This window comes from Sphingobacterium sp. SG20118 (assembly GCF_044740685.1).
GTDB lineage: Bacteria > Bacteroidota > Bacteroidia > Sphingobacteriales > Sphingobacteriaceae > Sphingobacterium.
The window spans coordinates 813165-825300 of record NZ_CP172826.1 but is presented as its reverse complement, the minus strand read 5'-3'; the positions used below and the strand labels follow the sequence as shown (position 1 = coordinate 825300).

At 35.8% G+C, this 12136-nt stretch carries 11 protein-coding genes; 7 read left to right on the top strand and 4 right to left on the bottom strand.

From position 1 onward, the window contains the following. Positions 1–56 precede the first annotated feature (56 nt). On the bottom strand, positions 57–1151 hold the full coding sequence (locus ACFX5U_RS03815) for a hypothetical protein (RefSeq protein ID WP_400262552.1): 1095 nt from the start codon (positions 1149–1151) through the stop codon (positions 57–59). A gap of 14 nt (positions 1152–1165) precedes the next feature. Then, on the bottom strand, positions 1166–1978 hold the full coding sequence (locus tag ACFX5U_RS03810) for a hypothetical protein (protein ID WP_400262551.1): 813 nt from the start codon (positions 1976–1978) through the stop codon (positions 1166–1168). A 677-nt stretch (positions 1979–2655) separates the two neighbouring features. Here ACFX5U_RS03810 and ACFX5U_RS03805 point away from each other — a divergent pair. After that, positions 2656–3123 (top strand): helix-turn-helix domain-containing protein, encoded by a 468-nt coding sequence (locus ACFX5U_RS03805; protein ID WP_400262550.1) that lies wholly within the window; start codon positions 2656–2658, stop codon positions 3121–3123. A gap of 286 nt (positions 3124–3409) precedes the next feature. On the opposite strand, the gene recN is transcribed toward ACFX5U_RS03805, so the two are convergent. Continuing rightward, positions 3410–5077, bottom strand: coding sequence for a DNA repair protein RecN (gene recN, locus ACFX5U_RS03800; protein ID WP_400262549.1), 1668 nt, complete (start codon positions 5075–5077; stop codon positions 3410–3412). A gap of 649 nt (positions 5078–5726) precedes the next feature. Here recN and ACFX5U_RS03795 point away from each other — a divergent pair. From ACFX5U_RS03795 to ACFX5U_RS03770, 6 genes are all read left to right on the top strand, one after another. Further along, on the top strand, positions 5727–6782 hold the full coding sequence (locus ACFX5U_RS03795; protein ID WP_400262548.1) for a Fic family protein: 1056 nt from the start codon (positions 5727–5729) through the stop codon (positions 6780–6782). A gap of 162 nt (positions 6783–6944) precedes the next feature. Then, complete coding sequence (locus ACFX5U_RS03790) at positions 6945–8558, top strand: DUF4139 domain-containing protein (protein WP_400262547.1); 1614 nt, start codon at positions 6945–6947, stop codon at positions 8556–8558. Positions 8559–8661: 103 nt separating this feature from the next. Then, positions 8662–9279 (top strand): sprT domain-containing protein, encoded by a 618-nt coding sequence (locus ACFX5U_RS03785; protein ID WP_400262546.1) that lies wholly within the window; start codon positions 8662–8664, stop codon positions 9277–9279. A gap of 2 nt (positions 9280–9281) precedes the next feature. Beyond that, positions 9282–10706 (top strand): M28 family metallopeptidase, encoded by a 1425-nt coding sequence (locus ACFX5U_RS03780; RefSeq protein ID WP_400262545.1) that lies wholly within the window; start codon positions 9282–9284, stop codon positions 10704–10706. Further along, entirely contained in the window at positions 10672–10929 is a 258-nt protein-coding gene (locus ACFX5U_RS03775) for a hypothetical protein (protein WP_400262544.1), read from the top strand. The genes ACFX5U_RS03780 and ACFX5U_RS03775 overlap by 35 nt, the downstream gene beginning before the upstream one ends. A 45-nt stretch (positions 10930–10974) precedes the next feature. Then, positions 10975–11388: a hypothetical protein gene (locus tag ACFX5U_RS03770; protein ID WP_038696383.1), complete on the top strand. Its 414-nt coding sequence runs from the start codon at positions 10975–10977 to the stop codon at positions 11386–11388. A 260-nt stretch (positions 11389–11648) separates the two neighbouring features. On the opposite strand, the gene ACFX5U_RS03765 is transcribed toward ACFX5U_RS03770, so the two are convergent. Further along, complete coding sequence (locus tag ACFX5U_RS03765; RefSeq protein ID WP_038696381.1) at positions 11649–11906, bottom strand: hypothetical protein; 258 nt, start codon at positions 11904–11906, stop codon at positions 11649–11651. Between the last annotated feature and the right edge of the window lie 230 nt (positions 11907–12136).

Here is a 12136-nt window from a genome sequence, read left to right as displayed (position 1 = left end):
ATGAGCCAAACCAGCTGAGTTAAATTTAAACTACTTTGATCAGCTAAGCAAAAAACTTATTCTACAATAACGTTTATACCCGCCATATTAGCCTTGTATTTTATCTTTTCAATCAGGCCATAATAGCTCCAGTTTCGTAAGAGGAATTCATCTCCTTTAGCGAACTCTTCTTTCATCTTTTGATTGACCAACAGTAAAGTACCAGCCTCAGATTTCACACATATATCGATCAACTTTCGACTATATAGATGGAGACGACTATCTACATACCGCTTCTCCTTTTCGTTAAAATGTTCCAAACTTTTCAGCTTTTTCTTACGACCATGACCTCCCCTATTGAATGCTGCAGCTTTTTGCAACCGTTGCCTAGCAGCCTGAATAGCCATCCGACGGTATAGAAATTCTTCTTTGTTTCCTATTTGATAGCTATCCTTATCAATAGATACTGCAATCGGATGCTCTACAGACAATGATGCTTCAGCAATGATATGATCTTTAAGTTCGTGTTGCTTTTTTGGTAACTCCAGAGCTAGCAACAGAAATATCTTCCCTTTCACAATCTGAATAGAACTCGCGCAAATCTTAATCTGCCCAACCAATGCTCGCTGTAGCAATACCCTTTTATCTGAACGGTCTTTACCTAGATACGTGCGGAAGGGAATTTTGAAAAGCTTCAATTTAAAATCCCAACCTTTCTCATCATTGCTCAGTTTCACCTGATTTCCAGAAAAGGGTATTGGCATATTTTTTTTATAATTTCGCAATGATTTTTCACCTTTCCAATAAGCCACACGATCAATACTAAAAACCCTGTTTAAGGTCATATTAATTGCGGAAATAATATTCGACGGCAGTTTACCTTTAAAATATAAAGCCAATATTTGATAAGTAGTATTCAACTTCGAAGTAGTGAATATACCTTCCTGATCCTTATTAAAATCTCCCAATTTAACCTTAACATCATCACGCAAATAAATTAGATCTTTCATCTGCTCTTGGATATATTTGTGTGTCATTACCATATTCGATCCGCGGTACACAATGTCCTGCCATTCGAATAACTTTTTATAATACTCAGACCGTTGCTCTTTATCATCACAATCCAAATAAATTTGAACTTTCCGAGTTAAAATAATAGTATCTTTTTCCATAACGGGTTATTTTATTAAGCTGTTTTCTTGGCAGTTTTGATCTTAGCATGCGCCTGTACAAACAGTTGTTTGACCATAGATGGATTCAACTGTAGCGCTTCTGAGATTTGCTCAAATGACAATTGAAGCTCATAACGCATACGAAAGATTTCGGTCTGTTGATCATTGAATTCACCTTCAAGAATAATTTTTGATGGTTTGTTTAGTACCTCCATTTGTTGCGTATTATTGAATATAGAACGGAGTGTCTCAATGGTTTTTTCAACCTGTAAGCTCACTTCATAGTCAGATATACCGCCCAAATAATGGGCAATACGTTCATAGTTAAAACTATATTTTAGACAAAGTTTGATGAATAGTTGCTGTTGATTGTTAAGGCTTGGCAATAGTTTGTTAAGCTTATCCAATCGCTCTTGTTTTTCTTCGTCAAGTTTCTCCAAATAGATCAGATCAACTTCATCCTCTTCTTCTATTTCATAGCCGAGTAAAAACTCTTGATAATCCTCAATACCATCTAAGCGCAGTAAGCTTTTGTGAAATCTATTTCGCGTTGTGTTATAGAATGCAAATAAAGCCGATTTAACCTGTACCTTTAAAAAGTTAAAGGTATCGTCGATATCCTTCACTTGTTTTCGGTATAGCCATAATCGCAATAATGCTTCCTGAGCTATACTCTCAGCTGCACAATCATCCTTTGTAGCCCGGAATGATTTCACAAAAAGATATCCGTAAAAGCGATTGTAGCAATAATTTAAGCCACGCTCATCTCCATCTTGAAGCAGGGAAATATACTTTTCGGCTTTCAGTACTTGTAAAGTTTTATTCATAATCATCGTTTTAGTTAAGGCATATGAGCATGCCTGTTCTTGGTTATTCACCTCAGCCGGCCTGGCGGATTTTATTGGAAGCTGAGATCATGTTTGAGGTATATTAAAACGACTTAGAACGTTCATATCATATTGGAATTGATCAGAAATTAGTAGCTTTCTCAAGAGAATGTCTATCTATTTTGAACACAAAGAATGAAACAACCACTTATATCTATTTTTTAGTAAAAAATTATTTTCAAACTATATTCGATAAGAAAAGTTTATGTGAACGAGTTGTATGCCTTCCAAATCTTGGAAACTAACGCCCCAGTACTATTTAGATATTTAGTGAGTGGCAATGACCCTCACCCTACGGCTGTACAAGCAACCTCAATTATTGTATATGGTGAACTAGAAACTAACCTTCTAACCCCTTAACGTCCTAAGTTTCTCACCCTCTAACTCATCACATAGTGATTCCTAACCCACTAACTATTCCGATCAATACCAATACGTCAAAGAACTAAGAAGCTTAATCTTGGTTTATAATTCCTCTCACCGAAGAACAAATTACAATTTTGTCATTACCAACAAACTTTCGTAATTTTAAATCAAATTTAGACTTTGTCATCCATATTAATTCATGGTATCCTACCGATTTACCGGTAAAGTACCGACCCACAAAATCATAGCATATGAATACTATTTTTGAAGAAAAAAAAGAAACCATGCACATCGGTCACAATATAAAACGGATAAGAGAAATTCAAGGAATTAAACAGGAGGCACTTGGGTTGTTATGCAGAAGCAGATACTCCCAACAACGTATTTCTGATTTTGAAAATATGGTGGCTTTTGATGAACCTCTTTTAAAAGAACTGGCAGGCGCACTTGGGGTAACACCAGATTTTGTCAAATCTTTTAAAGACGAGAATGTTATCTATAATATACAACACTCACACACATTCAATGACCAATCGACTAATTCTAGTCAACATACCCAACCGACATTCAATTCAGATGGGTCTGACAAATTATTAGCACTACTGGAAAAATTCATTGAAGAAGACCGCATCAAGACCCAATCCATTGCAGCATTAAGCAAAGCGGTACTAGATCTTGCGAGCGAAGTAAAAAAATTGAAAGAAGATAAAAACCATTAGAATACAGGTTTGTTCAATATTGCTTGATTTAGAAACAAGGCTTTACATTTATGGCGTATCACTTTGTACTCTTAAACATCTCTTTTCAGCATCAATACAACAGTCATATTCTAGGAAGTAAATAAAAATAATTTAGATATACCCTATTTCCAATTGCCAAATACCAATTTGTTCCGAATTAGGATTAAGAACATACTACACATAATCAGAAAAAGATTAAGAAGAAACAGAAGAATTATGTTGATCTCTTTCGTAATGTAGCATCATCATTATATTTTTTATAAATCTATCCCACCATGTTCAACAAAGCTTTTGCATGCGCCAAAGCGGCCGAAGTTGGTTTTATGCCACTCAACATCTGAGCGATTTCCTTGATTCGCTCTTCTTGGTTTAAAAGCACAATATTGGACTTTGTTTTATCACCTTCATCGATTTTGTAAACTTTAAAGTGCGATTTCCCCTTTGATGCAATCTGCGGAAGATGGGAAATAGCGATAACTTGCATATCTCCAGCCAATCGTTCCATGATTTCGCCAACTTTCAGTGCTACTTCCCCTGAAATACCAGTATCAATTTCATCGAATATGATGGTTGGTAAAGCAGAGCTCTTCGCGATTAATGATTTAATAGCCAACATCACACGCGATAACTCTCCTCCTGAAGCCACCTTATGGATCGCTTGTAATTCTTGACCTTTATTTGCTGAAAACAAAAATTGAATGTTGTTCATTCCACTTTCTTTTAATTCATTTTCTGCTAGATCTGTCAATTTCACTTCCAGTTTAGCATTGGGCATGCCGACTTCTGCCAACATAGAAACCACATGTTCTTCGATTTCCGGCAAAGCGGTTTGACGTAGTTCCGTTAATGCTTTCCCTTTTTCCAAGGCATGCTGGTAAGTTTCAGACAATTCTTTTTCTAATGCCAGAATACGTTCATCTTGGCTATTGACATCCAGTAATTTTTGCTCTAGGACGTCTTTAATAGCTAATAACTCTTCCACAGAGTCTACATGATGTTTTTTCTGAAGATTATAGATCAAACTTAAGCGCTCATTGATGATTAATAATTTATCCTCATCCAAGTTTGTACCTTGTTCTAAACTGCCAATTTCTGTTGCAATATCTTTCGCTTCTATCCATACACTGCGAAGTCGATTGTTTAACTCTGGTAAAGCAGCTAGGTATGGGGCCACAGATTCTAGCTGTACCAGCGACTCTTTCAACTGCAAAACTACGTTCTGCTCTTGTTCTTCCAAGATATGCAATGCTCCTAGCAAACCTCTTTTGATTTCCTCTGCATTCTCCAGTTGCTGTTGCTCAGCTTCCAAGCTCACCTGCTCACCTTGAGCCAGACCAGCATGATGAAGTTCATCAAATTGAAATTGATTAAAATCAGCCTCAATATGCGCCTGTTTGGCAAGTTCCCTTATTTTTCGCAATTCATTCTTCACTTTTTTATAACGAAGAAATGAATGGAGGTAACTTGCTTTCAAATCAGCAGATTTCGCAACATTATCGACCACTAAAAACTGAAATTCTTCGGTATTGATCTGCAAAGTAGCATGCTGCGAGTGGATATCGATTAACCTTTCGCCTAAACTTTTAAGTACAGCTAGCGTAACGGGGGAGTCATTGACAAAAGCGCGTGATTTACCATCTACACTTATCTCGCGACGAATAATGGTTTCCTTTTCATAATCCAGATCATGTAGCAAAAAGAAATCTTTCAGGTCATATGCTTCAATTTGAAAGAAACCTTCGATGCTACATTTCTTATTTTGATTGAAAAAGTATTTTCCTTCTACCCTACTCCCTAAAATAAGAGACAGAGCACCCATGATAATGGATTTACCAGCACCGGTTTCGCCGGTTATAATATTCAACCCTTTATCAAACCGAATGGATAGCTCATCAATTAAAGCGTAATTCTTAATATCTAATCTTGCTAGCATACTTTTATACGTCTATTTTTTACTTAATGTATTTTGTAAAGCCTCTTATTATCCTATCGGAAAGCAGTATACACGCAAACAACAATACGACAACATCTTGATTTTATATTGGATTTATACAGATTCTATCTCAAACTTAGATAAATTGCTTTTTATATGCAATATAATTGTGTTTCAAATCAATACAATTTATAATTTTCCTTCCGACCTTCAAGAATATCTCTTTGCAAAGGAAATTTAATAAATAATGTCTTGGTATTGTAGCTGTAAAAAGCCCTATGCTCTACATCATTACAAGCACTAAGGTATAGACAAAAAACCATAAATACTAAATAAAATAGTCAAATACCTACTATTGTTAGTAAACAATATGCTATAGATTGACCCTAAATAGACGAAAACCAACTCTCAAATAGCTATATAGGGCAAAAATATTTTATGGAATATAATTTTGGATATACGGAGTTACCCATTTATTAACGACTACAAAAGGATGATTATCAATTTAGCTCAGACTATTCTAAAAGAAGCGATTGCTACCAACAAATCAATAGGTAATCGTGAAAAAGTATATATAACAGACTCTTCATGATAAATAAATTTAATTATCTTTACATGACAGTGTATTCATATATAAAAACTTTGCACGATGGAACTAAATTTAGAAGCACCATATAATTCATTACCGTATTTACCTGTATTACAATCAAAGATTGAGACAATACCCATATTAAGGCAAGTCGCCAAGTCTGGTATAGCTTTGGCAGAGTTGAAAGGAATAATTCACACTTTACCTAATCAATCAATTTTATTAAATGCTGTCATTCTCAAAGAGGCTCGTGCAAGTTCTGAAATTGAAAACATAATTACTACGCATGATAAGCTTTATCAAGCACTGTCAATCAAGGGAAGCGAAATAGATTCGTCAACAAAAGAAGTTTTGCGTTATCGCGAAGCCATTTTAGAAGGTCACCGGACTATAGAAAAGCGTGGGTTCTTAAATACAAATACAATTATTGCCATTCAACAGATACTGGAAGAAAACAATGCAGGATTGAGAAAACTTCCTGGCACTTCTCTAAAAAATGCAGTAACAGGTGAAGTCATTTATACACCTCCTGATGACAAGGAAGTTATCCTATCATTAATGAAAAACCTAGAGGATTACATTAATGAAGAAAATGAGGTTTCTCCTTTAATCAGGTTAGCAATACAGCATTACCAATTTGAAAGTATCCACCCATTTTACGATGGTAATGGCAGGACAGGTCGTATCCTTAATGTACTATACCTGATTTTGCACGGGCTACTTGACAGTCCAGTACTTTATCTGAGTGACTATATTATTAAAAATAAGTCTAACTATTATCGTTTACTTCAAGAAGTAAGAACAAAAGATGGATGGGAGGACTGGATACTTTTTATATTAAAAGGAGTTGAAGAAACAGCAAAACAAACCATACAACAAATTGATTCCATAAAAAATATGTTTACGCAAACACAGGAAAAAGTGAAAGCTGAAGCACCAAAACTCTATAATAAGGAATTATTGGAACTAATTTTTGAACAACCCTATAGTAAAATCGAGTTTGTCGTTGAGCGCATGGGGGTTTCTAGGATAACCGCAGCTAAATATTTAAAAGGCTTAGAAGAAACTGGGCATATTATTTTCAAAAAAAGTTTGGAAAGAAACATTATATATTAATCAATCCCTGTTCGAAATATTAAAAAAATAACCTGCATATAGATTATTTAATTTACAGTGCTATGTGAAACAGAATCGAAAAGTAGCACTAAATAGGTGCAAAAATATTTTATGGAATATAAAATATTACCGCATCTTTATATAAAGTATTAAACGAACAGGATGGATATAACAAAGATTTCATTAACAATTGGAAGCATCATGATCAGTGGTGGTTTATTTGCTCAGAATGCCAAAGTTATTAAAACAGATTTAAAAGAAGTGATGCTGTACACCAATTCAGCCGAGCTTAATCATCATGCTACGGTAAATCTTCCAACTGGAGCAAGTGAACTCGTTTTTACGCATGTAGCTAATAATATCGATGAAAACAGTATACAGATCGGTAGTTCCCCGAATGTTACGGTCATGTCTGTAAGATCGGCTGTGAACTATGTCGAAACTGATGTTAAAAGCGATGCTTTTATAAAGGCAGAAAACTATTTCAAGAAAGAGACCAACACCCTTAAAACTTTTGAAAATCAAAAAGCGACGGAAGAAAGTATCCTGAAGCTATTGGAGAACAATCAAAAAATAGCAGGTGCTAATGGCAGCACTACGGTTGATGAACTCGCTAAAATGGCTAATTACTACAAGACCAAATATCTGGAAGTAAAAAGCAATATAACGACCTTGGATGATCAAATCATGAGTCAACAGGATATCGTCAACAAAGCCAAGATACAATTGGATGAAGTCCGAGGACAAACAACAGGCTCTGGCGGACAGTTGATCGTGCAGGTAATCAACAATCAGGCTGGTAGCCAACCTTTTGATATTACCTACACATCTACTCAGGCATCTTGGTACGCATCTTATGACCTGCGCTCAGCAAATATCTCCGCTCCCTTAGAAATTATCTATAAAGCGAACGTAACGCAGGCAACGGGCGTAGATTGGAAGCAGGTTAAGTTAAGTTTATCGACCGGAAATCCTTCTCAATACGGGATAGCCCCCACACTAGAGCCATGGCAACTGTATTATAACCAAGATATACCGACTGCACCGATGGCTTTGCAAGGTAGGGCTGCGGGACTTGTTTTAGATGAGGTGACTACAACTCAGAAAAAAAACATCCGTATTCGTGGGACAAGCACGCTTAATAATTTCACGCAACAAAACGAGAATCAGTTGAACACGACCTTTGATATCGCTATTCCATATGATGTCGCATCGAATGGTAAACCACATAGTGTTTCTTTGAAAGAGTACAAACATCCAGCAAACTATACTTATTTAGCGCTTCCAAGATTAGATCCTAATGTTTATTTAATAGCTGAGTTGACGGATTATGAAAAACTTAACCTGATGCCAGGTACAGCAAATGTGATGTTCGAAAATATGTTGGTAGGCAAAACCATCATTGACCCAAATGCAACTAGCGACACACTCAGAATGAGCATGGGTAAAGATAAGATGATCAGTATTAAGCGCGATAGAGTCAATGATCTATCCCAAACCAAGATTTTGGGTGGCAGTAAAAAACAAAGTCTCGTATACGAAATTACAATCAAAAACAATAAGAAAAGTAATGTGACCATCGCACTACAAGATCAGATTCCAATTGCGACAGATAAATCGATGGAAATTACATTAGATGAACATAATGGAGCTGACGTAACGAAAGAAACAGGTATACTCAAGTGGAATGTGGATGTCCCTGCAGGTGCCACTAAAAAGATAAGATTTGGGTATTCCATCAAATATCCAAAGGATAAACAGATCAGTATTTATTAAAAAGCTGTCTAAATTAAATAAGAAAACCGCTGTATGAATATAGCGGTTTTCTTATTTAGTTTCGGTTTGTTATAAGGTCATATAAAATATTTATGTTTGTACTATGGAAGATTATAGTGGCACATTGCGAAAATATATGCCAGAAGTGGCCGCTCCCATTATTTCCAGATGGATCAATGATACGGGATGTTTATTAAAAATATCAAAGTCTCGCAGCACCAAATTTGGTGACTATAGAGCACCTTATCGTGGGGCAGGACATCGCATATCTGTCAATCATGACCTGAATCCTTATGCTTTCTTAATCACAACGATTCATGAATTTGCACATCTAAAAACATGGCAACAATTCAAACATCAAGTAAAGCCACATGGTATTGAATGGAAATATAATTTCAAACAATTGATGGACCCATTCTTACAGTTAGAGGTCTTTCCACAGGATATTAAAGATGCAGTGGTCAAATATTTAGAAAACCCTGCTGCTTCAAGTTGTACGGACCTTCATCTTTTTAGAACGCTACAACGATTTGATAAACAATCGGAACAAATTTTCACGGTAGAGATGCTCCCTGAAAAAGAGCATTTTAAACTAAAGAATGGTCGTATCTTTCAAAAACAGTCAAAAATAAGGAAGCGTTACAGGTGCCTCGAGATCATGACCAATAAGGTTTATCTCTTTAGCCCAATTGCTGAAGTAGATCCTATCCAAATCAAGTAAATATGAGAAAACAATTTAAACATATTGCATTAAGCATGTTAATGGCATCGACCTTGTCGGTTGTTGCACAAAAAAATCAAACGACATTAGACCACAATGCCCTGAAGAGTGTCACAGAAAAAAGTTATAAAGCTCAAATTCTAAAACTTTCCTCGGATGAATTTTTAGGACGCAAGCCATTTACCAAAGGCGATACCTTAGCGACACAACATATAGCAGCTGAGTATAAAAAACTAGGCTTAAAACCCGGAAATGGGAAGAGCTATTTCCAAGAAGTGCCCATGGTGGAAATTACGTCAACTCCAAATGTATTATTGACCTTAAAGTCTGACTCAAATCAGATGACCCTGCACAATCTATCCGATTATGTCGTGACCAGTCGTCGTCTTCAGGAACATGTTGAATTGAAAAATACAGCATTGGTTTTTGCAGGATTCGGCATTGTAGCGCCTGAATATGATTGGAACGATTACAAAGACTTGGACGTGAAAGGGAAAACCGTTGTGGTTATGGTCAATGATCCTGGGCATTATGATAAAACTCTTTTTAAGGGTGATACCATGACTTATTACGGTAGATGGACCTATAAATATGAAGAAGCCGCACGTCAGGGTGCCGCGGGTGTGCTGATCATCCATCAGACCCAAGCAGCTAGTTACGGTTGGAATGTGATTCGAACAGGTTGGGGAAATGCTCCTCAAATGGATTTAGACAACGTAAGTGAGCCTAATAAATACGCGCAAGTTGAGGGTTGGTTATCTACAGAAAGTGCTTCCAAACTCTTCAAATTGGCCGGATATGATGATTCGTTATTAGACAAGGCAAAGCAGAAAGGTTTCAAGGCGATTCCTTTAGGTATAAAAACAGATTTCGAGGTCAGCAATAAAATTAAGAAATCAAAATCCAATAACGTTATAGCGATTCTAGAAGGTAAAAGTCGCAAAGATGAATACATTATCTATACTGCCCATTGGGATCATCTAGGTATTGGTGAGGCGGTGAATGGTGATTCGATCTATAATGGTGCCATTGATAATGCTGCTGGTGTCGCGGCATTATTTGAAATTGCTAAAGCTTTTAAAGCTGCAAAAAAAGCGCCTGAACGTTCCATTGTATTTCTCGCAGTAACTTCAGAAGAAGATGGATTATTGGGTTCTGATTATTACGTTAGAAACCCGATTTACGCGTTGAACAAAACAGTTGCCAACATCAATATGGATGCTTTTAGTGCCGCCGGTGCAACCAAAGATATATCGATCGTTGGTAAAGGCCAATCGGATATGGACGATTATGCTGAACGTTCGGCTTTAAAATTTGACCGTTATACGAAAGCTGAAGGAAACCCGAGTTTCTGGAGGCTTTTATCGTTCCGATCATTTCAATTTTGCAAAGGTGGGCGTTCCTGCTCTCTATGCCGGAAGTGGTAGCGACTATATCGAGCAAGATACATCTCTTATAGCAGATCGTAAAAAAGCACTCGCTGGACGTTACCATGCGGTCAATGATGAGGTCATTCCAGAATGGAATTTTGATGGTATGCTAGCAGATATCCGCTTGTTTTTTGATATTGGTTATACGTTGAGTCAAGAAGCTACGTTCCCAAAATGGAAAGATAAATCTGAATTTAAAGAAATAGGCGAAAAGCGTTAGTTATTTTATACTTTTGTATTCAAAGAATTATTTAAAGAAGAAATTATGTTACACTTACACTCGACATTAGCAATTATCTTATTGTTAGCTCTGATTGTTTCAATCATCATTACCTTTGTAAACTTCTCAGGTAATAAACCGTATAATAGAAAAATTGCTCTTTTAGGTTTTATTGCCTCTCATTTGCAATTATTAATTGGATTGATTTTATTCTTCGTATTAAAATACCCATCCATGATCTCCGGCTCTATTATGAAAGATCCAACGATGCGCTTTAAAATTATCGAACATCCGTTAACAATGATTATCGCGATTGTATTGATTACAATTGGTTATTCAAAAGCTAAAAAATTGACTGATGCTAAGCAAGCAAATAAAACAGTATTGATTTTTTACATTCTTGGATTAATTTTAATATTGTCTCGTATTCCTTGGAGTACATGGTCGATCTTCGCATAAACTATCCTTATCAATACGATATAAAAAAGGCGGTGTTTCTTAAAATAAGAAACACCGCCTTTTTTATTAGGACAAATTTCATCCTGATTACGCCAAAAGAACAGACCTAAGCCATCCTTTACCTATTTCTACCTATAGGTTCGAAATGTATCAATGAGGCTCAGTCCTCTCTCCTTTTTTAATTAAGGAGTTATGAAAAAAAGGCATAAAAAAAACGTCAACTCGATTTGAATTGACGTTTACTATATATCTATCTTGATTTATTTATTTTTTCCGAATCCTAAAATTCCGAAAACTGTTCTAAATGCAATTAAAGTTGCTACGATCACACAAATATTTGCTATTGTTGAAAACATCGATACATGTTGATCAAGGCTTGTGCAAACATCTGGTACAAATCTAATGAATACTCCTATAAGACCTAAAACGATAGCTACTACTAAAGTCTTGTAATAATGAGTTTGATTTGCGTTATTATCAGTCTTTTTTGGTTCTCTATGTTGTACTGTTTCTGCCATTTCGATTTTATTTTTTTGTACCACAAAGGTACAAATTATTCATTGTTTCGGAAATAAAATAACAAAAACATTTATTCAGTTTTAAAGGCTATCTATTTTATAAAGAGCTAGAAAATGTCTAAAATTGCAGTGAAAACAATTTTTAATGAAACCATGATGAGCGCAGATCAATTAAAATTGAGAAAAGCACTTGGCTCATAATAGATTCATGACCGATAAATCGAGTAAAA